Annotated in this window: 21 protein-coding genes; 8 read left to right on the top strand and 13 right to left on the bottom strand. The window is 61.3% G+C overall.

All coding sequences use genetic code 11. From position 1 onward, the window contains the following. Nucleotides 1-17 precede the first annotated feature (17 nt). The 5 genes from AWU82_RS21675 to AWU82_RS21655 are packed head-to-tail and all read right to left on the bottom strand — an operon-like array spanning nt 18 to nt 5,707. Nucleotides 18-836, bottom strand: coding sequence for a class I SAM-dependent methyltransferase (locus AWU82_RS21675; protein WP_064379692.1), 819 nt, complete (start codon nt 834-836; stop codon nt 18-20). Then, on the bottom strand, nt 830-1,984 hold the full coding sequence (locus AWU82_RS21670; protein WP_064379690.1) for an acyltransferase family protein: 1,155 nt from the start codon (nt 1,982-1,984) through the stop codon (nt 830-832). Before AWU82_RS21670 ends, AWU82_RS21675 begins: the two co-directional genes overlap by 7 nt. Next, nucleotides 1,981-2,865 carry a class I SAM-dependent methyltransferase gene (locus AWU82_RS21665; protein WP_064379688.1) on the bottom strand — a complete coding sequence of 295 codons (885 nt, stop codon included), beginning with the start codon at nt 2,863-2,865 and terminating at the stop codon, nt 1,981-1,983. Before AWU82_RS21665 ends, AWU82_RS21670 begins: the two co-directional genes overlap by 4 nt. Beyond that, a complete protein-coding gene (locus tag AWU82_RS21660; protein ID WP_064379685.1) occupies nt 2,862-4,166 on the bottom strand; it encodes a glycosyltransferase in 1,305 nt (434 codons plus the stop codon). The genes AWU82_RS21665 and AWU82_RS21660 overlap by 4 nt, the downstream gene beginning before the upstream one ends. Further along, on the bottom strand, nt 4,160-5,707 hold the full coding sequence (locus AWU82_RS21655; protein ID WP_223290647.1) for a glycosyltransferase: 1,548 nt from the start codon (nt 5,705-5,707) through the stop codon (nt 4,160-4,162). The genes AWU82_RS21660 and AWU82_RS21655 overlap by 7 nt, the downstream gene beginning before the upstream one ends. Before the next feature lie 425 nt (nt 5,708-6,132). On the opposite strand from AWU82_RS21655, the gene AWU82_RS21650 reads away from it, so the two are divergent. The 8 genes from AWU82_RS21650 to AWU82_RS21615 are packed head-to-tail and all read left to right on the top strand — an operon-like array spanning nt 6,133 to nt 15,118. After that, complete coding sequence (locus AWU82_RS21650) at nt 6,133-7,047, top strand: GDP-mannose 4,6-dehydratase (protein ID WP_064379681.1); 915 nt, start codon at nt 6,133-6,135, stop codon at nt 7,045-7,047. Next, on the top strand, nt 7,044-8,015 hold the full coding sequence (gene gmd, locus AWU82_RS21645) for a GDP-mannose 4,6-dehydratase (RefSeq protein WP_064379679.1): 972 nt from the start codon (nt 7,044-7,046) through the stop codon (nt 8,013-8,015). Before AWU82_RS21650 ends, gmd begins: the two co-directional genes overlap by 4 nt. A 3-nt stretch (nt 8,016-8,018) precedes the next feature. Then, nucleotides 8,019-9,461, top strand: coding sequence for a mannose-1-phosphate guanylyltransferase/mannose-6-phosphate isomerase (locus AWU82_RS21640; protein WP_064379677.1), 1,443 nt, complete (start codon nt 8,019-8,021; stop codon nt 9,459-9,461). After that, on the top strand, nt 9,462-10,259 hold the full coding sequence (locus AWU82_RS21635) for an ABC transporter permease (protein WP_064379674.1): 798 nt from the start codon (nt 9,462-9,464) through the stop codon (nt 10,257-10,259). It begins immediately after the preceding gene. Further along, nucleotides 10,259-11,509 (top strand): ABC transporter ATP-binding protein, encoded by a 1,251-nt coding sequence (locus AWU82_RS21630; RefSeq protein ID WP_064379673.1) that lies wholly within the window; start codon nt 10,259-10,261, stop codon nt 11,507-11,509. The genes AWU82_RS21635 and AWU82_RS21630 overlap by 1 nt, the downstream gene beginning before the upstream one ends. Continuing rightward, nucleotides 11,506-12,873: a glycosyltransferase family 4 protein gene (locus tag AWU82_RS21625; RefSeq protein WP_064379671.1), complete on the top strand. Its 1,368-nt coding sequence runs from the start codon at nt 11,506-11,508 to the stop codon at nt 12,871-12,873. The genes AWU82_RS21630 and AWU82_RS21625 overlap by 4 nt, the downstream gene beginning before the upstream one ends. After that, nucleotides 12,857-13,987: a glycosyltransferase family 4 protein gene (locus AWU82_RS21620; protein ID WP_064379670.1), complete on the top strand. Its 1,131-nt coding sequence runs from the start codon at nt 12,857-12,859 to the stop codon at nt 13,985-13,987. The genes AWU82_RS21625 and AWU82_RS21620 overlap by 17 nt, the downstream gene beginning before the upstream one ends. After that, complete coding sequence (locus AWU82_RS21615; protein WP_064379668.1) at nt 13,988-15,118, top strand: glycosyltransferase family 4 protein; 1,131 nt, start codon at nt 13,988-13,990, stop codon at nt 15,116-15,118. Nucleotides 15,119-15,122: 4 nt separating this feature from the next. Here the strand turns inward: AWU82_RS21615 and AWU82_RS21610 are convergent, their stop codons facing one another. The 8 genes from AWU82_RS21610 to atpD all read right to left on the bottom strand — a co-directional run bounded on the left by AWU82_RS21610 (nt 15,123) and on the right by atpD (nt 24,997). Then, the gene (locus AWU82_RS21610; RefSeq protein WP_064379666.1) at nt 15,123-17,153 is read right to left on the bottom strand and encodes a 2Fe-2S iron-sulfur cluster-binding protein; all 2,031 of its coding nucleotides are present in this window, start codon (nt 17,151-17,153) and stop codon (nt 15,123-15,125) included. Nucleotides 17,154-17,191: 38 nt separating this feature from the next. Next, the gene (locus tag AWU82_RS21605) at nt 17,192-17,818 is read right to left on the bottom strand and encodes a glutathione S-transferase family protein (protein WP_064379665.1); all 627 of its coding nucleotides are present in this window, start codon (nt 17,816-17,818) and stop codon (nt 17,192-17,194) included. Between the two features lie 104 nt (nt 17,819-17,922). Then, nucleotides 17,923-18,849 (bottom strand): LysR family transcriptional regulator, encoded by a 927-nt coding sequence (locus AWU82_RS21600; protein ID WP_064379662.1) that lies wholly within the window; start codon nt 18,847-18,849, stop codon nt 17,923-17,925. A 73-nt stretch (nt 18,850-18,922) separates the two neighbouring features. Beyond that, complete coding sequence (gene glmS, locus AWU82_RS21595) at nt 18,923-20,755, bottom strand: glutamine--fructose-6-phosphate transaminase (isomerizing) (RefSeq protein ID WP_064379660.1); 1,833 nt, start codon at nt 20,753-20,755, stop codon at nt 18,923-18,925. Nucleotides 20,756-20,757: 2 nt separating this feature from the next. After that, a complete protein-coding gene (locus tag AWU82_RS21590) occupies nt 20,758-21,534 on the bottom strand; it encodes a DeoR/GlpR family DNA-binding transcription regulator (protein WP_064379658.1) in 777 nt (258 codons plus the stop codon). Between the two features lie 129 nt (nt 21,535-21,663). Then, complete coding sequence (gene glmU / locus AWU82_RS21585; protein ID WP_064379656.1) at nt 21,664-23,031, bottom strand: bifunctional UDP-N-acetylglucosamine diphosphorylase/glucosamine-1-phosphate N-acetyltransferase GlmU; 1,368 nt, start codon at nt 23,029-23,031, stop codon at nt 21,664-21,666. A gap of 118 nt (nt 23,032-23,149) precedes the next feature. Next, nucleotides 23,150-23,575 carry a F0F1 ATP synthase subunit epsilon gene (locus AWU82_RS21580; protein WP_007954164.1) on the bottom strand — a complete coding sequence of 142 codons (426 nt, stop codon included), beginning with the start codon at nt 23,573-23,575 and terminating at the stop codon, nt 23,150-23,152. Between the two features lie 45 nt (nt 23,576-23,620). Further along, entirely contained in the window at nt 23,621-24,997 is a 1,377-nt protein-coding gene (atpD, locus tag AWU82_RS21575) for a F0F1 ATP synthase subunit beta (RefSeq protein WP_007954162.1), read from the bottom strand. Between the last annotated feature and the right edge of the window lies 1 nt (nt 24,998).

The following is a 24,998-nucleotide window of genomic DNA, read 5'->3' as shown; positions in this document are numbered from 1 at the left end:
AGGTTACACAAAAGCGCTCAGGGCTTGCGGGCAATGATGACCTGACTTTTCGCCACCACCGCATCCAGCGCCTGCTTGATCTGCGCGCCGCGCGGCGAGTCGAGCACCGCTTGCCAGGTATCGGCCCAATGGTTGAGCAGCGGATGATCCGGGTTGCTGAATTCGACCTTCGCTTCCCAGAACAGCATCATCCACATTGACCAGTAAAAGCCGTACTGGCTATGGCTGATGATCTCGAGTCCCGCCTCGCTGACCATCGCCTTGAACTGCTCTTCGCTGATGATGCGAATGTGGTTGGGCTTCTGGAAATACTCCGGCGCGGCAATGTCCTTTTGCAGGTCTTCGGAGCTAGGGTGCGGCACGCTCAGCAAATACAGCGCGCCCGACTGGCCGACACGTACCAGCTCGGCAAGGAACTGCGCCGGGTCGTCGACGTGCTCGATGACTTCCGTGGACACCACGCGAGTGGCGGTGCCATCGGCGATCGGCAGCGGATTACAGTCGGTGACATGGCATTCGACCCCACGCGCCGGCGTATCGCTCAGGCGCTGGCGAGTCGCCTCGACCTTGGCGCCGTCGATGTCGGCAATGATGATCTTCGCCCCGCGCATGCCGCAGAAATGCACGTTGCCACCGTCGCCGCAGCCAACGTCGAGCAAGGTGTCATCGGCGGTCACCGGGAAGCCTTTGAACAGCTCACCGGTTTGCTGGTTGAACCAGCCGCTGAGCATCGCGTCGTGCAGGCCGAGCATGTAAGGGTCGACCTTGTCGGCGACCGGTGCGACAGCGTGTGCGGGGGCCGGAGCCGCCGTGAGTTTTTTCAAAAGGCTCAGCATGAGGTGGCTCCAGGGGACGAGACGACGGTTCGCGAGGTGCCGAGGCGTTTCACCAGCGTGGCGCCTCGATTGCGCATGGGCATTTCGATCAAGCGGTAATTGAGTTCGCTGAGCAGCACGATCAGACCACCGGCAATCAGTAGCGTCACGATCGGATGCCCCGCCGGACTCGGCAGATCGGCGCTCTGCAAACGAAAGGTCAGTTCCCGCACCAGTTGATAGGCCGGGATGTGGATCAGGTAAATGCCGTAGGAGCGGCTGCCGATCCATGCCATCAGTCGTTGCAGCCTGCCGGCCGGCAGCAGGTAATCGCGGTCGTACGAAGCGATCCACACCAGCACGGCGCTGAGCACGGCGATAGACCCGATGCGGTAACCGGCAAAGGTGAAACGGTCGGTGGCCATGAAGCTCAGCAGCGCTGCGAGGCCGATCAGCGCCAACACTCCGGCCCATGGCCGACGCAGGAATACCGGCTGCCAACGGCAGTAACCCGGCTGCACGCTCCACATCGCCAACAGCACGCCCAACGCCAGCGCATCCGTGCGAATCACCATCAGCAGCGGCGTACGCACCGTGAACAACTGCACCGCCACCAGTGCCAGCAATGCCCACACCAGATGCTTGCGGCACAGCAGGATCACTAGCGGGAACAGCAGGTAGAACTGCTCTTCCAGCGCCAGACTCCAGTAGACGAAACTGCTGCCGTATTCGTAATGAAAGAACGCATCGGCAAAGCGGAAGTTGGCGTACTGCAGCACCCCGGCCAACGTGGCCTGGACGTTGGCGGACCACGTGCCGAACGCCCCTGATCGATTGAGAAACACGCACGCCAGCAGCATCAGCGCCAGCCATAGCCAGGCCGAGGGCAACAGACGAAACGCCCGACGCAGCCAGAAATTGCGCGTCTGCTCCCAGTATTCCCGGCGGTTGCTGCAACCGCGCAGCGCCGGAATCAGGCTGCGGGCGATGACAAACCCCGAGATCGCAAAAAACAGGTCAACGCCCCACCATGGCTGCGCCCAGGCATGGATCCTTTCAAGCAGCGGCACCGGGTCGGTGAACAGGCTGCCCTGCAAGTGATGAAACAGCACGCCGAGTACCGCAATAGCCCGCAGCACTTCGATGTCCATGATCCGCTTGCCGCTCATGACACTCGTCCTGCATCGAGCGGTTTGCGGGCGATGATTACCTGACTCTTGGGCATGAATCGGTCGAGCATCTGCTTGATCGCCAAACCGTCTGGCTGCGCCAGCAAGTCCTGCCAGGTTCTGGCCCAACTCTCCATCAACGGTGGATACGGCGCCTGGATCCGGTCGCGCACAGCCCCGCCGAGGTCACGGCCGGCAGCGCGCTCGCTGGCCCAGAAAAAGATCATGCCCATGACCCAGAAAAAACCCGTGGCCTGGCGATGCTCGATCACCAGGCCGGCATCCTCCACCAGTACCGCGAAGCGCTCCGGGGTAAAGATCTGCACATGGTTGGGTGACTGGTAATAACCCGCCGGGGCAATGCCCTGCTGCAAATGCTCGCCTACCGGCGCCGGGACACTGAGCAGGTACAGCGCACCGGGACGGCCCATGCGTACCAGCTCGGCCATGAACGGCTCGGGCTGGTCGATGTGTTCCAGCACCTCCATGCACACGACCTTGCTCGCACAGCCGTCGCTCAGTGGCAGTGGCAGGCTGTTGCTGACCAGGCCGAGACTGGCCTTGCGGCTCTGCGCTTCGACTTGCCGGGCGAGGTCGCGGACCTTGTCGTGCTCGCTGTCGGTGAAGATCACCGAGGCCCCCTGGCGCACGGCGAACAATGTCGCCACGCCCTCACCGCAACCCACGTCGAGCAGGGTGTCGTCCGCGTCAATGGCAAAGCCCTTGAGCAACTCGCCACTGTCGCCGTGAAACCAGCCGTCGAGCATGGCATCGTGCAGGCCGACGTCCCGCGGCGACACGCTGACGGACACAGGATCCGGCAGAGAGTCCGGCACCGATGGCGCAACCGGACGCAAACGCCTCAGCCATGCGCGGATCATGCGCCCGTGGCTTCCGTTGCAGCGATAGCGCGGAGCTCGTGCACTTGAGCGAGAAAATCGCGCAAACGCTGCTCGGCCACCGCCTGACTGCAGAACGCCTGGAGACTGGCAACGGCTTGCGCCGACATTTGCGCATAACGCCCGGGATCGTTCTTCGCCACCTCATAGCTGTCGCGATAAGCCACGCAGACCGATGCCCAGTTGGTCATGTAACGCAACGTGCGGAATGCCCTGCGCGGGTCGTGAGGCCAGGCCGTGAGTTCATCGGTGGACTCGACCAAAAAGGCGTTGTCGGTGCTCAGGTAATCGATCATCGCCGTGGTACGCGGCGCCACGGCCGGTTTGCCGCAGGACATGAATTCCATCAGCGGCAGGCACTGGCCCTCGCCGTAGGAAGTGTTGACCACGTAACGGGTGGCCTGCACCAGACGCTCGTAGTCGGCGTCCGCGAGGTAGCCGTAAATCAGCACGATGCGGCAGCGGTAGGTCTGGTTTTTATACAGGTGATGAAGAATGTCGCTGAGCGCTTCTTCGGCATCGTGATGCGTGAGCTTGAGCACCAGCGTCGCGTCTTCGACGTCGCGGAACGTCACGCAGAAGGCGCTGAGCATGTCTTCCCAGTTCTTGCGTCCGTCACCGGGATTGAACACCGACGTGTAGACGACACCGTCCAGCAACAACTCCTGCTCACGCACCGGTGCCTGGAAATCGATGCCCTGGCCACGGCGCAAATGTTTCGGGCCAAACGCGTCGAGATCGAGCTGACGACTGTCAGCGATCAGCCCCTTGATCGTAAGGCGCACAGGCCCAGTCGAGGACTGGCCCTGAAGCTGCGCGCCCCGGGCTGCAAAGCGATCCCACACCGGCGCCGGCACCGCGACAATCGGGTAATCGGCGCCCATGGCCTCGCGCACGGCGTTGACCGTGTAGCTGGAATGGGTGATCGCCGCGCCGCAGGCCCGGAGCACCGTGCGCCAGTCATTGCGCGGCTCGTTGTCGAAGGGTTCGTTGGGGATGGTGCTGAATTCCCAGGCGAACACCGGCAACGTCGGGCACGCCAGGTGGATCGGCGTGCGGTGTGGCGGCGAGAACGAGAGGAACACGCACGGCTCGCCACGGGACAGGCACTCCAGGTACAGCGCATCGACTTCGCGCGCCGGATCGACGACTTCCACCACACGCCCAAGGCGTTCGAGCACCGGGCGGTACTCCTTGAGCACGAAGTAATAGCTGTACTCCGAACGACCGAGGTTCTGCGCAATGGTGTGCTGGTTGGTTTCCGAATGAATGATGATCAGCATGAGGCGTTGTCCGTCACGGGGGCGGCATCGACGGTCAGTGGCGCGAGGCCGAAAAAGTCCGCCATGCGCTGCTGCACTGGGGCAAACGCGCAGTAGTCGTGCATGCGCTCGACAGCAGCGGCAGACATCCGCGCGTACTCCTGCGGCTGCGCCTTGGCCATCCGGTAGCTGTTCTCATAGGCGCTTTTGAGCGAAGCCCAGTCCGGCCGATAGCGCAAAGTGCGGTAGATGATGCGGGTGTCCTGGGGCCAGATCGTCAGCTCTTCGCTGGATCGGACGACGAAGGCCACGGTGTCGTCGATGTAGTCTTCCATGGCCGTGTGATCCGGGGCGATCACCGGCTTGCCGCTGGACATGAACTCCATCAACGGCAGGCACAGGCCTTCGCAGCGTGAGGCGTTGACGTAAAAACTGGCGGCCTGGTACAGCCGCGCGTATTGCGCATCGTCCAGATAACCGTGCATCACCAGCACCCGGCAGGCGAACGGTGTCAGTTGTGCGAGCAGGGTCATCAGTTCGCTGTAGTAGGACGCCAGATCGTTCTGGGTGATCTTCAGCACCAGCGTCGCGTCAGGCGTTTCGCGAAAGGCCCAGCAGAAAGCGGTAACCAGATGATGCCAGTTCTTGCGGCCGTCCCTGGGGTTGAACACGGTCACGTAGATCACGCCTTCTACCGTGACCTCGACCACCGAGGACGTGTCCGGCAGATCCAGCGGCGGTGGCTCGGCTACGGCCACCGCATGCGCTGCGGCAATGGCCGGCAGGCGTTTCTCGAGCCAGGCGTGTATGCGATCCGAGAGCAGATCCTGCACACCTTCCCAATACCAGTGATGCAGGAACTTCACCCGGTCTTCACCCGCCCCCAGCCACCACAGACGCAGATAATGGCGGGCAATCACCAGGCGGCGTTTGAACGTCAGCGGTGGTGGGCGTAGCGCCTCGATTTCGGCCAGTTGTTCGGCAGTCAGGGGCTTGGGCAACAGATCGTCGGCAGATAACGCCAGCGTGCGACTGTCGAAAATGCAGCCCTTGATGGCCAGGGTCGCGCCGGGATTGATCGGCGCACTGACATGTTGCTCACGAATGGCGGAGAAGTTTTCCCACAAGGGCGTCGGCAGCACGAGTACCGGAAAGTCCTCGCCCATGGCGCGGCGAATCGCGCGGGCGGTGTGGCTCGACAGCGTAATGACCCGTCCCTGTCGGGCGAGCATTTGCGTCCAGTCGTGGCGCGGATCATCGTCCCATGATTCATCGGGGATCGAATCGAATTCCCATGCAATCACGCAGATCGTCGGGCATTCAAGGTCGGTCGGGGTATTTTGTGGCGGCGTGAAGGACAGGAAAACGCTGCTTTCACCGGCGGCGAGCAGTTGCCGATAGAGTGGATCAACCTCGGCGCTGGTAGACACCACATGCACCCGCCCCAGGCTTTCCAGCACCGGGCGATAGGCCTTGAGCACGAAGTAGTAGCTGTATTCGGGACGCCCCAGACTCTGGCTGATGGAGCGGTCGTTGACGTCCGAGTAGAGAATGAAATTCATGGCATCCCACGGTGCAACCGCCATCCCGGCAGCTTCACGCTATGACGACCGAGCGTCGGATCGAACCGGCATCAGCGCTGTTCGTCCTGCGTCATCGGGCACGTCTCGTTCTTGTTTTAATGGTCGGTTTTACCCTGTCGCACGATCCTTGCGAAAAGCCGCCGGGGATCGCGACGAGGGGCATTCTAAACACATCCGTCGCGCCTTCGGGAACCGCCCGGCGAGAAAAACCCGACTACTCTGACGAGAACTGACCGGTCACGGTTTGGCCGGTTGAAATTGCTGCGCAATTGGCACAGATTGGCAGCCAAACAACTACAACAATGACTTCACCCTTTGTCTCGGCCGGATTTTCTCTCAGTCTGACGGACATTCCCTTAAAGCCTGTGGGAAGTGGTGAAAGTTAAAGACCAAGGGGTCGCTGTTTGAAAAAAAGTCTGTTCATCACGGGCCTGAGTGGGTTCGTAGGACAACACATCCAGTCACGTCTGCAAGGGGAAGACGCGTCGTGGCAACTGCTGCCTGTCGCCTCTGCCTATGACCTGACAAACCCGGACAGCCTCATCGACCTGTGGCCGCAACTGCCCGATGCGGTGATTCATCTGGCCGGCCAGACCTTTGTCCCTGAAGCGTTCCGAGATCCGGCACGTACCTTCGACATCAACCTGCTCGGCACCCTGAACCTGTTGCAGGCCCTCAAGGCCCGCGGCTTCAAGGGCACGTTTGTGTATGTCAGCTCGGGCGATGTCTACGGCCAGGTCGAAGAAACCGCACTGCCGATCACCGAGCAACAACCACCCTGCCCGCGCAATCCTTATGCAGTCAGCAAGCTGTCGGCCGAGTTTCTCAGTCTGCAATGGGGGTTGAGCGAAGGCTGGCCGGTGCTGGTGGCGCGCCCGTTCAATCACATCGGCACCGGGCAGAAAGAAAGCTTCGTCATCGCCAGCGCCGCACGGCAGATCAACCGCATCAGGCAAGGGCTGCAAGCGCCGCAACTGGAAGTCGGTGACATCGATGTCACCCGCGATTTCCTCGACGTCGGCGATGTGGTCTCGGCCTATTTCGCGCTGCTGGAAAAAGGCACGCCGGGACAGGTCTACAACATTTGCTCGGGCCATGAGCAAAGCATCCGCAGCCTCATCGAACAGATGGCCGACCTGGCCCAGGTCAAGCTGCAACTGGTTCAGGATCCGGCACGCATGCGCCGCGCGGATCAGCGTCGCGTCTGCGGCAGCCACCAACGGCTGGCCCGGACCACAGGATGGACGCCGCAAATCACTACACAACAATCCCTGCGGGCGATCCTGTCCGACTGGGAGACGCGAGTACGACAAGAATGACAAAAAGTGCATTGATCACCGGGATCACCGGCCAGGACGGGGCGTATCTGGCCAAGCTGCTGCTCGACAAGGGTTACAAGGTTCACGGCCTTGTCGCACGGCGCAGCAGCGATTCACGCTGGCGCCTGCGGGAGATGGGCGTCGAAGCGGACATCGTCTACCTGGATGGCGACATGGCCGATGCCTGCTCGGTGCAGCGCGCGGTGATCAAGTCGGCGCCGGACGAGGTGTATAACCTGGCGGCCCAGAGCTTCGTTGCCGCCTCCTGGGACCAACCGGTAACCACCGGCATCGTCGATGGCCTGGGCGTGACTCACCTGCTCGAAGCGATCCGTCAGTTCAGCCCGCACACGCGTTTCTATCAGGCGTCCACCAGCGAAATGTTCGGTCTGATCCAGGCCGAGCAACAGGACGAAAACACCCCGTTCTACCCGCGCAGCCCGTACGGCGTGGCCAAACTCTATGGCCACTGGATCACCGTCAACTACCGCGAAAGCTTCAACCTGCACGCCAGCAGCGGCATTTTGTTCAATCATGAATCGCCCCTGCGCGGCATCGAATTCGTGACCCGCAAGGTCACCGATGCCGCCGCCCGGATCAAACACGGCAAACAGCAGGAGCTGGCCCTGGGCAACATCGATGCCAAGCGCGACTGGGGCTTTGCCGGTGACTACGTCGAGGCCATGTGGCTGATGCTGCAACAGGACAAGCCCGACGATTTTGTGGTCGCCACCGGCGTCACCACCACCGTGCGCGAGATGTGCCGCATCGCCTTCGATCACGTCGGCCTCAACTATCGGGATTACGTGAAGATCGACCCGGCGTTTTTCCGCCCTGCGGAAGTCGAAGTGCTGCTCGGCAATCCGGCCAAGGCCCAGCGCGTGCTGGGCTGGAAACCGAAAACCGACCTCGACACCCTGATCCGCATGATGATGGATGCGGACATGAAACGCGTCGCCAAGGAGTAGGCCATGCTGATCCCCGTGATTCTGTCCGGCGGTGCCGGCACCCGTTTGTGGCCGGTGTCCCGGGAGGGCCATCCCAAGCCGTTCATGACCCTGCCCGACGGCCAGTCGCTGCTGGGCAAGACCTACCGCCGCGCCGCCGCGCTGCTGGACGGCTGGGGCGACATTGTCACGGTGACCAACCGCGAGTATTACTTCCAGAGCAAGGATCACTATCAGGCCGCGCACCTGACCCGCCATCGCGGGCACTTCCTGCTTGAGCCCACCGGGCGCAACACCGCGCCGGCCATTGCGGCGGCGGCACTGTCGCTGCAAGCGCTGCATGGTGATGCGGCAATCATGGTGGTGATGCCCGCCGACCATTTGATCGTCAATGAAGAGGCGCTCAAAAGCGCGGTCGAACACGCGGTCAATCTGGCGAAGGACGGCTATCTGGTGACCTTCGGCGTGGTGCCGACCGCCCCGGAAACCGGCTTCGGTTACATCGAGACCGGCGCCCCGCTGAATGACCGGGGTGCGGCCAAGGTCCAGCGTTTCGTGGAAAAACCCGACCTGCAAACCGCCACCCATTACCTGGAAAGCGGCAACTTCCTGTGGAATTCGGGGATGTTCTGCTTCTCCACCGCAACGGTGATTGCCGAACTGGCGCTGCACGCCCCCGAGTTGCTGGAACAGACGCGCGCCTGCATGGCCGCCAGCGAACCGGTGGAAACCGCCGGTTGCCTGCAACAGGAATTGTCCGCTCAGCTGTTCGCCGAAATCACCGACATCTCCATCGACTACGCCTTGATGGAGCGTTCGGAAAAAGTCGTGGTGGTACCCGCCGGTTTCGACTGGAGCGACATCGGATCGTGGAGCGCGGTCGCCGCGCTGGTGCCGGCCGACACCGATAACAACCGAGCCAGCGGCGAGGCGATCTTCATCGACAGCCGCAACAACTTCGTACAAAGCGAAGGCCGGCTGGTGGCCGCCGTTGGTGTGCAAGACCTGATTGTCATCGACACCGCCGACGCCGTGCTGGTAGCCCACGCCGACCGTGCCCAGGATGTGCGGCGGGTGGCCAAGCAGCTCAAGGACAAATCCCACGAAGCCTATCGCCTGCATCGGACGGTCAGCCGTCCGTGGGGCACCTACACCGTGCTTGAGGAAGGCCCGCGCTTCAAGATCAAACGTATCGTGGTCAAACCCGGCGGCAAGCTGTCGTTGCAGATGCACCATCACCGCAATGAACACTGGGTGGTGGTCGAAGGCATGGCCAAAGTCACCAACAACGGCAGCGGCACGACCCTGGTGGCGAAGAATGAATCGACGTTCATCGCCGCCGGTCACAAGCACCGTCTGGAAAACCCCGGCGTGATCGACCTGGTGATCATCGAAGTGCAAAGTGGCGAATACCTGGGAGAGGACGACATCGTCCGCTTCGAAGACCAATACGGCAGGACGGTGTGAATGCTGCTTTCCCTGTACCGCTCGCTGCACGACTATCGGGGTTTCATCCTCGGTAGCGTCAAGCGGGAGTTTCAAGCGCGGTATCGCAATTCGCTGTTCGGCGCGCTGTGGACGGTACTCAACCCTCTGTCGATGATCATCGTGTACACGGTGATCTTTTCCCACATCATGCGCGCCCGTCTGCCCGGCGTGGACGACGGCATGGCCTACAGCGTCTACCTGTGCGCCGGGCTGCTGACCTGGGGCCTGTTCTCGGAAATCACCCTGCGCAGCCAGAACATGTTTCTGGAAAACGCCAACCTGCTGAAGAAAATCAGCTTCCCGCGCCTCTGCCTGCCGGTGATCGTGCTGCTCAATGCCGGAATCAACTTCGCGATCATCATCGGCCTGTTCCTCGGGTTTCTGTTGATCACCGGACGCTGGCCGGGCATGGCCCTGTTGGCACTGCTGCCGCTGCTGGCGTTGCAAGTGCTGTTCTGCGCCGGGTTGGGGATGATCCTCGGGGTGCTCAACGTATTCTTTCGCGATGTCGGGCAATTGTTCGCCATCTGTCTGCAATTCTGGTTCTGGCTGACGCCGATCGTTTACCCGCTGAGCATCCTGCCCGAGTGGGTGCAGCGTCTGCTGCAACTCAATCCGCTGACCAACCTGATCGGCAGTTACCAGAATCTGTTTCTCTATGGTCAGTGGCCGGTATGGAGTTCGCTGCTGCCGATTTTCGTGATCGGCCTGTTGTTGTGCGCAGTCGGCCTGCGCCTGTTTCGCCGGCGGGTCGGCGAAATGGTGGATGAACTCTGATGGGGCACATACGCGTCACAGGCCTGGGCAAGGCCTACAAGCAGTACCCCACCCGCTGGAGTCGCCTGGCCGAATGGCTGATTCCGTTTTCGCCGATGCGCCATCGCCAGCACTGGGTGCTGCAGGACGTGAATTTCGAAATCGCCCCCGGTGAAGCGGTGGGCATTGTCGGGGTCAACGGCGCCGGGAAAAGCACCTTGCTCAAGATGATCACCGGCACCACCCAACCGACCTGCGGCCAGATTCAGCTCGAGGGCCGGGTCGCGGCGCTGCTGGAACTGGGCATGGGGTTTCATCCGGACTTCACCGGCCGACAGAACGCAATCATGGCCGGGCAACTGCTGGGCATACAGGTCGAAGACATCGAAGCACTGATGCCGGATATCGAACGCTTCGCGGAAATCGGCGAGGCCATCGATCACCCGGTGCGCACTTACTCCAGCGGCATGCAGATGCGACTGGCCTTCAGTGTCGCCACCGCGCGCCGCCCGGACATTCTGATCGTCGACGAAGCGCTGTCGGTGGGCGATGCCTACTTTCAGCACAAGAGCTTCGACCGCATCCGCAGCTTCCGCAAGGCCGGCACCACGCTGCTAATCGTGTCCCACGACCGCTCGGCGATCCAGTCGATCTGCGACTCGGCGATCCTGCTCGAAGGCGGCCACATGGTGATGCACGACAAGCCCGAAGCGGTCATGGACTACTACAACGCCCTGCTCGCCGAACGCGAAGGCCAGACCGTGCGCCAGGAGCTGCTCGACGGCGGCCAGGTACGCACCGTGTCCGGCACCGGCGAGGCCGGGATCCTCAGCGTGCGCCTGCTCGATGAACGCGAACGTTCCATCGACGCCGCCGAAGTCGGTCAGCCGGTGACCCTGGAAGTCGAGGTAGAGATTCGCCAGGACATCGAGCGGCTGGTGCTCGGCTTCATGATCAAGGATCGCCTGGGTCAGGCCATGTACGGCATCAATACCCACCGCCAGAACCAGGCACTGGAAGACTTGCGTGCGGGTGAACGCATCACCTATCGCTTCGCTTTCGTCATGGGGCTGGGCAAGGGCAATTACTCCGTCGCCCTGAGCCTGTCGCGACTGGACTCGCATCTGGACCGCAACTTCGAATGGCGTGACTACGGGCTGGTGTTCCACGTGATCAACAACCGTCAGGAAGATTTCGTCGGCTGTTCCTGGCTGGGCGCCAGCACCTCGATCACCCGCCACGCGGACAGCCTCGCGGAGCGTGCGCCATGACCCGCCTGCTGGTCGAATGCACCCACGTGTTCAAACACCCGAAGGTCAATTCGGGGATTCAGCGGGTGGTGCGCAACGTCATCAAACAGCTGCCGCCGAGCGCCGAAGGGGTCGAATGCGTGCCGGTGGTTCTGCTCAAGGGCCAGTTATACCGAGTGAAGCGTCTGGCGCCGCTGGATTCGCCGCTGTTCAATGCCATCGTCACGTTTGGCGAACGTCTGGAACGGTTGGCTCATCGTTTCTGGCAGCTGCATCAACGGCTGGACACCCGTTGCCGCACAAAACTGGCACGACGCGTGTTGTACGTCGGCTATCGCCTGACCTCGTTCGGTGCATTCGGGCTACCGCTGCGGCTGGTCGGGCTAGTCAATCGCTATCAAATGCCCCAACGCTGCGAGCCGCTGCAACACCAGCCGGGCGATCAACTGGTGCTGCTGGATTCGTCCTGGCATTCCGACTTTTTCCTGCATGCCGAGCGCCTCAAACAGGAAGGTCTGGGCATCGTTGCGGTGATCTACGACCTGATTCCCCTGTCCCACCCGCAGTTCTACGACACGCGGCTGGTCGAGGTGTACAGCGAGTGGTTCGACTGGATCGCCCGCAATGCCGACGGCTTTATGGCGATTTCCGCCACCGTGCGCGATCAGCTGCGTGCAGAACTGCAACGTCGCCTGGATTCGGCACAAGTCGGCAAACGCTGGTTCGACTACTTTCACCTCGGGTCGGAGCTGGATCTGCAGAGCGTCGAAGCCGCCGTCGAACCGCGTCTACAAAAGCTGTTCGCAACACCGGAGCCGGTGTTCCTGATGGTCAGCACCATCGAACCGCGCAAGAACCACGACTATCTGCTGGATGCCTTCGACCATGCCTGGGCGAACGGCTCGAACGTCCGGTTGTGCATTGTCGGGCGCATTGGCTGGAAGTGCGACGCACTGCTGGCCCGGATCCATCATCATCCCGAACTGAACCGACGCCTGTTCATGTTCAACGACTTGAGCGACACCAGCCTCGAACACGCCTACGCCCATGCCAGCGCGCTGGTGTTTCCGTCGTTCGTCGAAGGCTTTGGTCTGCCGCTGGTGGAAGCCATGCAGCGCGGGCTGCCGGCGATGGGCAGCGATATCCCGGTATTTCGCGAGATCGGCGGTGAATTCATGGCGTATTTCGATCTGCAGTCGCCGCAAAGCCTCGCCGATCTGCTGCAGAGCTTTGAGCGCAGCGGTCGATTCCCCGCCGCCCGTGATGTCAGCGACTGGCAATGGATCGGCTGGCGTGAAGCCGCCGCGCAACTGGCCGAGCGTACCGCGCGCCATGTGCTGGAGGCACCTCAGGTGCCAGCGAGGCAACATGCGCATAGCCCTTAACGCCCGCATTCTCCAGGCGCCGCGCACCGGCATCGGCCATTACGTGGCCGAACTGGTGAATGCCTTGCACGCTGAAACCGATATCGAGCTGGCGCTGTTCCATGGCTGGGGCTGGAGCTCGCAACTGCCGCAAGCGGCGATGCCCGGTTATTCGCGTCTGACGCCGCTGCTGCGGCAGATCCCCGGGGCCTATCAGGCCCGCCGCTGGCTGGAGCAGAAACGCTTCGATCAGGGCCCGGCACAACCGGTCGATCTGTATCACGAACCGAGCCTGTGGCCGCTGGCCTTCGATGGCCCGACCGTGATCACCCTGCACGATCTTACGCACCTGCATTTCCCCGAAACCCAGCCGCCGGCCCGGCTGCGGGAAATCGAACGGCGGCTCGCCGATGGCGTACGCCAGGCGCGGATCATTCTGACCGACTCGCAAGCCATCGCTGATGAGGCCCGGGACTATTTCGGACTGCCTGCCGAGCGCTTCGTGGTCGCGCCGCTGGGTGTCGCCGAGCGTTTCCATCCGCGCGAGCCGCAGGACATCGATGCGGTGCTCAAGGCCCATGCGGTCGAGTATCGGGAGTATTTCCTCTGCGTCGGCACTCTGGAGCCACGCAAGAACCTCAACCTGGCCCTGCGCGCCCATGCGCTGTTACCGGACCCCGTGCGCCAGCGTTTCCCGCTGTTGATCGTCGGCATGGCCGGCTGGCAGCGCGACCAGTTCAGTGAAGAATTGAATCAGGCCCTGGCTTGCGGGCACGTGTGCCTGCTCGGCTATTTGCCCGATGAGCAAGTCGCGCAATTGCTGGCCGGTGCCCGGGCACTGATTTTTCCGTCGCTGTATGAAGGTTTCGGCCTGCCGGTGCTGGAAGCGATGGCCAGCGGCACGCCGGTGGTGCTCACCCGCTCTTCGGCCATGCCGGAAGTGGCGGGAGACGCCGGCAACTATATTGAAGCTGACGATGCAGACGGCTTGCGTAATGCGATGAGCCGACTGATCGATGATCAAGCGCACTGGCAGGCATGCCGGGAAGCCGGATTGCAGCAGGCACGGCTTTTTTCCTGGAAGCGTTGCGCGCAGGCCACGGCCGGCGCCTACCACCAGGCCATGGGAGGTTGAATGCGAGTTCTTCATTTCTTCAAGACGTACCTGCCTGACTCGGTCGGCGGTATCGAACAAGTCATCTTTCAACTCTGCGAGAGTGGCGCCCAACACGGTATCGAAGGCCAGGTGCTGACCCTCAGCGCCCATCCAGAACCTGCGATGGTGCGCCTGGGCCAGCACGAGGTGCATCGGGCAAAACTGGATATCCAGTTCGCCTCCACCGGTTTTTCCTGGAGCGTGTTCAAACAGTTTCGCGAACTGGCCGCCGAAGCGGAAGTGATCAACTACCACTTTCCGTGGCCGTTCATGGACTTGGTGCATTTCGCCAGCGGCGTGAACAAACCGACGGTGGTGACGTACCACTCGGACATCATTCGCCAGAAGCACCTGCTCAAACTGTATCGCCCGCTGATGAACCGTTTCCTCGCCAGCGCCGACCGGATCGTCGCGGCTTCGCCGAACTATCTGCACACCAGCGATGTGTTGCAGCAATTTCAGGCCAAGACCCGCGTCATCCCGTATGGCTTGAACAAGGCCGGTTATCCACCGCCCGATATCGAGCGCATGAACCGCTGGCGGCAGCAGCTTGGGGATAAGTTTTTCCTGTTCGTCGGGGTGATGCGTTATTACAAAGGCCTTCACATCCTGCTCGACGCCTTGAAAGACGTGGATTACCCGGTGGTGATCGTCGGCGCCGGCCCGCTGGAGCAGGCACTGCACGCCCAGGCCGCCGCGCTGGGTCTGCGTAACATTCATTTCCTCGGTCGTTTGAGCGACGAAGACAAGGTCGCCCTGCTGCAACTGAGCTACGCCATCGTCTTCCCGTCGCACCTGCGCTCGGAAGCGTTCGGCATTTCGCTGCTCGAAGGCGCGATGTATGGCAAACCGATGATCTCCAGCGAGATCGGCACCGGCACCAGCTACATCAATATCCACAACGAGACGGGACTGGTGGTGCCACCGAGTCATCCACAGGCGTTTCGCGAAGCGATGCGCACCCTGTGGGAAAATCCGGCTCTCGCTGCCGAAATGGGCCTCAAGGCCGAGGCCCGCTATCGGCAGTTATTCACAGCCGATGAAATGGGCCGCAAATGGACCGAGCTGTATCAGGAGCTGCTGGAGGAAAAGGCGTTGTCCTACGCCTGATCCGTTACAGATCCAGCACCAGCGGCTGGGCACTCTGGGCCGGCACCGCGCAGCAGATCAGCACCTGCCCTTCCTCCGGTACTTCAGCCGGAGGCTGTGGATAATTCACCGCGCCGCTGATCAGCCGGGTCTTGCAGGTGCCGCACGAACCACCGCGGCAACTGAATTCCGGCCGCAGGCCGCGGCTTTCCGCCAGCTCCAGCAGACTGCCGCCGTCGGGCTGCCAGCGCGCCTCCTTGGCCGAACGGTCGAACACCACAGGTACTGACGTGGTCGCGGCCGGCGGTTGTTCCATCACGATCGCATCCGGATCGGGTTGACGCTTTAGGGTCGAAGGACCAAAGGTTTCTGCGTGGATCTGCCCGTCCCGCACATCCAGTTCGCGCAAGATGTCGTAAATACCTTGGGTAAAACCGCCGGGACCGCAGAGCACGAAGTCGACCTGATCGAAGTCCTCATCGGTGAGCAGATTGCGCAACAGATCGCCATCGATACGGCCACGCAGGTCAAAGTCTTTTCCTTCGACCAGACCGTCTTCCGGCTGGCTGAGCACTCGCAACACCTTCACGGCGTCACCGGCATCCTCCAGCAAACGATCCACCTCTGCGCGGAACGGCTGGTCGGCGAGGCTGCGGGAACTCTGAACAAACAGGGTCGGACGAATCCGCCGCGTCCGCAGGCCCTGATAGACCACCTCACGCAACATCGACAGCAACGGCGTGATGCCGACTCCGGCCGCCAACAGCACCAGCGGACGACGCTCCAGCGCCGCGACCGTGAAATGCCCCTGGGGCAAGCGCGCCTCCAGCACATCGCCCACACGAATCTGCTCATGCAGATGCGTCGACACCCGACCTTCACGTTTGACGCTGATCCGGAAGAAATCGTCCGACGGCGCACCCGACAGGCTGTAGGTGCGGATGTGCACCTCGCCATCGAGGGTGAACCGCAGCGGCAGATGCTGCCCGGCGAGAAACACCGGCAGTCCTGCGCCATCGTCCGGCTCCAGGTAGATCGAGCGGATGTGACGGCTTTCCATTTCGACTCTTGCCACGCGCAATGGCCGCCAGCTGTCACCTAATGCCTTGGCCTGCAACCGTGCATCGGCCTGGGCCCAGTTGCCGGTCAGCAGACTGGTGGGCGACATCCCGTCGAAGCGCCAGCGCAGTGCCAGTGCCGCAGGACGCCGGACCAGTTTTTCCACCTCGAATGTCCACAGCCGCTCGGCGCCCTGAAACGCCTCGATTTGCGGCGCTTCAAGAATGACCTCGGTGCGACCGCTGAGCTGCAACACGTCGCCTGTGGAAAAGTCGATGAACAACAAACCCGCCAAGGGATTGAGCAACAGATTGCCGAGGGTATTGAAGTGCAGGTTGCCGGCAAAATCCGGAATCGTCAGGCGATTGCCTTCGATCCGCACAAAACCGGGCTGACCACCGCGGTGGGAAACATCCACTGAACGCTCACCGTCGACATCAACGTAACTGGCGACGAAGAAGGTGTCGGCACTTTCAATCAGCGCAACGGCGGCGTCATCGAGGCTGTCACGGTGTTCGGCTTTGCGGGTCTGCGGATCCGTCAGCGGCACTCGCTGAAACTGGCGCAACTGAATGTACTGCGGGCAGTTGCCGAACGACTGATCGACCGTCAGCCCGAAGCCGTTCGCGTCGAGATGATCGATGTGGCCATTGAGCCGATTGCGCCGGCGGGTGTGCAGTTCGATCCCAAGCAGACCGATCGCGGCGCCAGCCTGTAACTGTGCAGGATCATCAGCAGCCGGCAGACTGGCGAACTGCAGTTGCGTCGGCTCGGGAGAGTGAGCAAAGCCCGGCTCCCCCTCCAGCACACTGGCCCAGGGGCGACCTTCGGCATCCACCGCGCCGTACAGCATGAATGGCAATTGCTGATAGAACTGGCGGTGTTGATCCGGCATCCAGGTGCGAATCACCTTACGACCGAATTCCTCCATGCGCTCGGCAACGCCGACATGGGCCTGCAACTGTTGCTCGCCAGCGTGCCACGGTGAACGTTCCATCACGGTCTCTCCCCTGCGCCGTCGGCGCAGATTGAATGTCAGACGGTGGTTTGCAGGCCGGCAACGGTGCGCGGCATGCCGACAAAACCGGGCAGCGCTTCGATACGCGAGAGCCAGGCGCGAACGTTAGCGTAGTCGTCCAGCGATACATTGCCTTCCGGCGCGTGGGCGATGTAGCTGTAGGCCGAGACATCGGCAATGGTCGGCTCAGTGCCGGTCAGGTACGGGGTTTTGCCCAGTTCCGCATCCATCACCTTGAGAAAATTGTGTGCACGGGTGATGACTTCCTCGGCGTTGAACTTCGCCCCGAACACCGTGATCAAGCGTGCGGCAGCGGGCCCGAAAGCAATCGGCCCGGCGGCGGCCGACAACCAGCGCTGCACGTGCGCGGCGCCGACCGGATCACTTGGCAGCCAGCGGCCATTGCCGTATTTCTGTGCCAGGTAGACAAGAATCGCGTTGGAGTCCGCGAGCACCACACCATTGTCATCAATGGCCGGAACCTGGCCGAAGCTGTTGATGGCCAGATATGCCGCCTGTTTATGTTCGCCCTTGGCCAGATCGACGAAGATCAGCTCGGTCGGCAGTTGCAACAGTGACAACATCAGTTCGACGCGATGGGCGTGGCCGGAACGCGGGAAGTTGTAGAGTTTGATCGCTTGCATGGTCGACTCCGCTGGATGATGGCGCCGTTCAGGATGGACGGCGGCCGTGGGAGCCATCTTCCCCTGATCGCGAAAACAACAGAATCACCAGCAAATGCAATCCATTATTTCTCTGGATGAAATAACGCAGCGTTTTTCAGCGCCGGATGCTCGCGCAGCGCCTGCACGATGAAGTCGACAAAACTGCGTATCCGCGCCGGCGCCTTGCGCCCGCCCTGATACACCACATGGATCGGCAGAGCAGGCAATTCGAACTCGGCAAGGACGATTTCCAGCTCGCCGGAGGCGACCTTGCTGGCCACCTGGTAAGACAGCACCCGGGTCAGCCCCAGACCCAGCGACGCCGCTGTGATCGCGGCCTGATTGGCAGTGACCACCAGACGCGGTTCCGGTTTTACGCCGATGAGTTCACCGTGTTCCATGAATGGCCAACTGCGCTGTTGACCGATGGCCGATGTCGCCACCACTGGCGCCCCGGCCAAGGCCTGCGGATGGGCAGGCCGACCATGGACCGCGAAGTATTCCGGCGAGCCGCAAATCACCCGCCGTACCTCACCGACCCGGATTGCATGCTGATTGCTGTCCGGCAACTCGCCGATTCGCACCGCGACGTCGACGCCCTCCTCGACCATGCTCACCACCCGGTCGAGCAACAGGGCGTTGATGGAAACGTCCGGGTATTGCGTCAGATAACGCGCCATCACCGGCGTGACAAACAGTTCACCGAATAAAACAGGCGCCGTCACCGTCAACTGCCCGCGGGGCTGGGCATGACTGCCGGCAGCGGAATCCTCCGCTTCCTGCACCTCGGCGAGAATTCTCCGACAGTCTTCCAGATAACGCAGACCGGCTTCGCTCAAATGCACACTGCGGGTGGTCCGGATCAACAACTGCGTACCGATCCGCTGCTCCAGCGCCGCCACCGCCCGGGTCACGCTCGCCGCCGACAGACCCAAACGCCGCGCAGCGGCGGAAAAGCCCTGTTCCTGGGCGACGATGGCGAAAACCTGCATTTCCTGGAAGCGATCCATGGTGCCCTCGATCCGAATAAAAAAATCGCAGCCGAAGCTGCGATTTCATTGGAGGTGATTAACTGTGGATAACTTATTCCACCGTCACCGACTTCGCCAAGTTACGCGGCTGATCCACGTCGGTGCCCTTGAGCACAGCGACGTAGTACGACAGCAGCTGCAGCGGAATGGTGTAGAGAATCGGCGACAGGATGTCGTGGATGTGCGGCATCTGTACCACGTGAGTGCCTTCGCCGTTGGTCATCCCGGCCTTTTCGTCGGCGAACACGATCAGTTCGCCGCCGCGGGCACGGACTTCCTGCAAGTTGGACTTGAGCTTCTCCAGCAATTCGTTGTTCGGTGCGACGGTGACCACCGGCATGTCGTTATCCACAAGCGCCAGCGGGCCATGCTTCAATTCACCGGCCGGGTAGGCTTCGGCGTGGATATAAGAGATTTCCTTGAGCTTCAGGGCCCCTTCCATCGCCACCGGGAATTGCGCGCCACGGCCGAGGAACAGTGTGTGGTTTTTCTCGGCGAACAGCTCTGCGATTTTTTCCACAGTGCTGTCCATCGCCAGCGCTTCGCCCAGGCGGGTTGGCAGACGGCGCAGTTCTTCGACCAGCGTGGCTTCAACGCCTTTGCCCAATGTACCGCGCACCTGACCGAGAGACAGGGTCAGTAGCAGCAGACCAACCAATTGTGTGGTGAACGCCTTGGTCGAGGCCACGCCGATTTCACGACCAGCCTGGGTCAGCAGGGTCAGGTCGGATTCGCGTACCAGCGAGCTGATGCCGACGTTGCAGATCGCCAGGCTGCCCAGAAAACCCAGTTCCTTGGCATTGCGCAGAGCGGCCAGGGTATCGGCGGTTTCGCCGGACTGGGAGATAGTGACGAACAGGGTGTCCGGCTGCACCACGACTTTACGGTAGCGGAACTCACTGGCAACCTCGACCTGGCACGGGATCCCGGCCAGCTCTTCGAGCCAGTAACGGGCAACCATGCCGGCGTGATAGCTGGTGCCACACGCCACGATCTGTACGTTGCGCACCTTGGCGAACAGCTCGGCGGCCTGGGGGCCGAACGCCTGCACCAGCACCTGATCCGCACTCAAACGACCTTCCAGAGTGCGCTGCACCACGGACGGCTGCTCGTGGATTTCCTTGAGCATGTAATGACGGAACTCGCCTTTGTCGGCGGCTTCCGCACCATCCGTATACTGCACGGTCTGGCGCTCGACGGCTTTGCCGGTCACGTCCCAGATCTGCACCTTTTCACGCTGGATTTCGGCGATATCGCCCTCTTCCAGATACATGAAACGATCGGTGACCTGACGCAGGGCCAGTTGGTCGGAAGCGAGGAAGTTTTCGCCCAGGCCCAGACCGATCACCAGCGGGCTGCCACTGCGAGCAGCAACCAGTCGATCCGGCTGCTGTGCGTGGATAACCGCCAGACCGTAAGCGCCATGCAGCTCCTTGACCGTTGCCTTCAGGGCGTCGGTCAGGTCCGGCAGGTTCTTGAGTTTTTCGGTCAGCAGGTGGGCGATGACTTCGGTGTCAGTGTCTGAGGTGAACACGTAGCCCAATGCCTTCAGTTGTTCACGCAGCTCTTCATGGTTTTCGATGATGCCGTTGTGCACGACAGCGACGTCGCCGGAGAAATGCGGGTGGGCATTGCGCTCGCTCGGCGCACCGTGGGTGGCCCAGCGGGTGTGGGCAATACCGAGACGGCCAACCAGCGGATGTTCGGCCAGCGCCGCGTCGAGTTCGCTGACCTTGCCGACACGCCGGGTGCGTTCCAGAGCGCCGTCTTTGGTGTACACCGCAACACCGGCACTGTCATAGCCCCGGTATTCGAGGCGTTTGAGGCCTTCGACCAGAATGGCGGTGATGTTACGTTCAGCTACCGCGCCGACAATTCCACACATGCTTATTTCTCCTGACTGACAGTCGCGCAAATCAAGTTGATACCGCGAGCCTGAATCTGATCGCGCGCATCAAGGGGCAGGCGATCATCGGTAATTAGGGTATGGACGCTGCTCCATGGCAGCTCCAGGTTGGGAATCTTGCGGCCGATCTTGTCGGCCTCGACCATCACGATCACTTCCCGCGCCACTTCCGCCATCACCCGGCTCAGTCCGAGCAATTCATTGAAGGTGGTGGTACCACGCACCAGGTCGATGCCATCGGCACCGATAAACAACTGGTCGAAGTCGTAAGAGCGTAGTACCTGCTCGGCGACCTGGCCCTGGAAGGATTCCGAGTGCGGATCCCAGGTGCCGCCGGTCATCAGCAGCACTGGCTCGTGTTCGAGTTCGCTCAGGGCGTTGGCCACGTGCAGGGAGTTGGTCATCACCACCAGACCAGGCTGCTGACCGAGCTCGGGAATCATGGCGGCAGTGGTGCTGCCGCTGTCGATGATGATGCGGGCATGTTCACGGATGCGTTTGACCGCAGCCCGGGCAATCGCCTGCTTGTATTTGGAAACGTTGAGGCTGGTGTCCGCCACCAGTTCCTGCGGCATGGTGATGGCTCCGCCGTAGCGACGCAGCAATAAACCATGACTTTCCAAGGCAGCGAGATCCTTGCGAATCGTAACTTCCGAAGTTTCGAAGCGCTTGGCCAGTTCATCCACACTCACTTCGCCCTGCTCATTGAGCAAAGCCAGAATGCTGTGACGGCGCTGAGGTGTGTTGCGTTTCGACATGGCTGATTAAGTTTCGATTCGAAAGATAACGGAAGCAATCAAAACCTATCAGCTGCAAATCGTCAAGCCGACGCCCATAAAAAAAGACCGCTGGCGGCGGTCTTTTTTAATTCGAGCATTGTGGATAACTCAGCTCTTCTTGATCTTCTCCGGCCGCTTCCAGCCATCGATGTTCCTCTGCCGCGCACGACCTACGGCCAATTGCGCGTTGTCCACATTCTGGGTGATGGTCGAACCGGCAGCGGTGGTTGCACCGGCGGAGATATCCACAGGCGCCACCAGCGAGTTGTTGGAACCGATGAACACATCCTCACCCAGCACGGTTTTCCACTTGTTGGCGCCGTCGTAGTTGCAGGTGATGGTGCCGGCGCCGATATTGGTGCGGGCACCGATCTCGGCATCGCCCAGATAAGTCAGGTGGCCGGCCTTGGCGCCCTCCCCCATCCGGGCGTTTTTCAGTTCGACGAAGTTACCCACATGGGCGCGGGCCTCCAGCACGGTACCCGGACGCAGACGGGCAAACGGGCCGGCATCGCTGCCTTCGCCCAACACCGCGCCTTCGATGTGACTGTTGGCCTTGACCACCACTCCTTTGCGCAGGGTGCTGTCCTTGATCACGCAGTTCGGGCCGATGACTACGTCGTCCTCAATGACGACCTTGCCTTCGAGAATCACGTTGATGTCGATCAGGACATCGCGACCCACGGTCACTTCGCCACGTACATCGAAACGGGCCGGGTCGCGCAGGGTGACACCCTGAGCCATCAGTCGACGACCGGCGCGCAACTGGTAATGACGCTCCAGCTCGGACAGTTGTTTGCGATCGTTGGCGCCCTGCACTTCCATCGGGTCGTGAGGTTGTTCGGTGGCGACCGTCAGGCCGTCGCTGACTGCCATCTCGATCACGTCGGTCAGGTAATACTCGCCCTGCGCGTTGTTGTTCGACAGGCGACTCATCCAGTCCGCCAGGCGATTGGCCGGCACCGCCAGGATGCCGGTGTTGCCTTCAGTGATCGCCCGCTGTGCTTCGCTGGCGTCCTTGTGTTCGACGATCGCGGCGACCTTGCCATCGACATCGCGCACGATGCGGCCATAACCGGTCGGGTCGTCCAGCTCGACGGTGAGCAAACCCATCTGCCCGGGTACAACGTGCTTGAGCAGACGCTGCAGGGTCTCGACTTCGATCAACGGCACATCGCCGTAGAGAATCAGTACGGTATCGGCGGTGATGAACGGAACAGCTTGGGCGGTGGCGTGGCCAGTGCCCAGTTGCTTGTCCTGCAACACGAAATTCAGGTCGTCGGCGGCCAGACGCTCGCGTACCACATCAGCGCCGTGGCCGATGACCACATGAATGCGCTGTGGATCAAGTTGACGGGCACTGTGGATAACATGACCGAGCATGGAATTGCCGGCAATCGGGTGCAGCACTTTTGGCAGCGCGGAGCGCATGCGGGTGCCTTGGCCGGCCGCGAGGATTACGATTTCAAGAGACATGACTGGCTACCAATCCTGGGTGGTCAGCAACTGCGACCGGGTTTCGGGAATTCTGAAAAGAAAAAAGGGTAGCCGAGGCTACCCTTTTTTATCAATCGCACAACAAGTGGCTGACGGATTAACCGCCAAACTTCTTGCGGATCTGCTGGACGGTGCGCAGCTGAGCTGCAGCCTCGGCCAGACGTGCGGACGCAGCTCCGTAGTCGAAATCTGCGCTCTTCTCGTGCAGAGCAGCTTCGGCAGCCTTGAGAGCTGCTTGAGCCTGAGCTTCATCCAGGTCGGCGGCACGTTGCACGGTATCGGCAAGCACCTTGACCATGTTCGGCTGAACCTCGAGGAAACCACCGGAGATGTAGAACACCTCGGCTTCCCCGCCTTGCTTGATCAGGCGGATCGGACCTGGCTTCAGATTAGTGATCAGCGGCGCGTGGCCCAGAGCGATACCAAGATCACCCAGAGCACCGTGCGCAATCACCATCTCGACCAGGCCGGAAAAGATTTCTCCTTCCGCGCTGACGATGTCGCAATGGACTGTCATAGCCATCTGATTGCCTCAACCTAAATTAGCGCCCGTTGCCGGGCGCCTGGATTACAGTTTCTTGGCTTTCTCGATCGCTTCTTCGATGCCGCCGACCATGTAGAACGCTTGTTCTGGCAGGTGGTCGTAGTCACCGTTGAGGATGCCTTTGAAGCCAGCAATGGTGTCTTTCAGGGAAACGTATTTACCCGAAGCACCGGTGAAGACTTCAGCCACGAAGAACGGCTGCGACAAGAAGCGCTGGATCTTACGAGCACGGTTTACCAACTGCTTGTCGGCTTCCGACAGCTCGTCCATACCCAGGATCGCGATGATGTCCTTCAGCTCTTTGTAACGCTGCAGCACGTACTGAACACCACGAGCGGTCTCGTAGTGATCGTTGCCGATCACGTTCGGGTCCAGCTGACGCGAAGTCGAGTCCAGTGGGTCAACCGCAGGGTAGATACCCAGGGAAGCGATGTCACGGGACAGAACGACGGTGGCGTCCAGGTGAGCAAACGTGGTCGCTGGCGACGGGTCAGTCAAGTCGTCCGCTGGTACGTATACGGCCTGGATCGAAGTAATCGAACCTTGCTTGGTCGAAGTGATGCGCTCTTGCAGCACGCCCATCTCTTCAGCCAGGGTCGGCTGGTAACCTACTGCCGAAGGCATACGGCCCAGCAGTGCGGATACTTCGGTACCGGCCAGGGTGTAACGATAGATGTTGTCGACGAACAGCAGAACGTCGTTACCTTCGTCACGGAACTTCTCGGCCATGGTCAGACCGGTCAGCGCTACGCGCAGACGGTTTCCCGGTGGCTCGTTCATCTGACCGTAGACCAGGGCTACCTTGTCGAGAACGTTGGAGTCCTTCATCTCGTGGTAGAAGTCGTTACCCTCACGAGTACGCTCACCCACACCGGCGAACACGGAATAACCGCTGTGCTCGATGGCGATGTTACGGATCAGTTCCATCATGTTTACGGTCTTGCCTACACCGGCACCACCGAACAGACCGACTTTACCGCCCTTGGCGAACGGGCAAACCAGGTCGATAACCTTGATGCCTGTTTCCAGCAGCTCGTTGCCACCGGCCTGTTCAGCGAAGGAAGGAGCGGCGCGGTGGATACCCCAACGCTCTTCTTCGCCGATCGGGCCAGCTTCGTCGATCGGGTTGCCCAGTACGTCCATGATCCGGCCCAGGGTCGCTTTACCGACCGGTACGGAGATGGCTGCGCCAGTGTTGTTGACGTCCAGACCGCGCTTCAAGCCTTCGGTGGAGCCCATCGCAATGGTACGAACCACGCCGTCGCCCAGCTGCTGCTGAACTTCCAGAGTGGTTTCGGCGCCTTGAACCTTCAAGGCGTCGTAGATGCTCGGTACGCTGTCGCGTGGAAATTCCACGTCGATAACGGCGCCGATGATTTGAACGATACGTCCGCTACTCATA

Origin of the sequence: Pseudomonas glycinae, from assembly GCF_001594225.2 — a bacterium.
In the GTDB taxonomy this organism is placed as follows: Bacteria; Pseudomonadota; Gammaproteobacteria; order Pseudomonadales; family Pseudomonadaceae; genus Aquipseudomonas; species Aquipseudomonas glycinae.
This window is presented reverse-complemented; position numbering and strand designations above follow the sequence as displayed.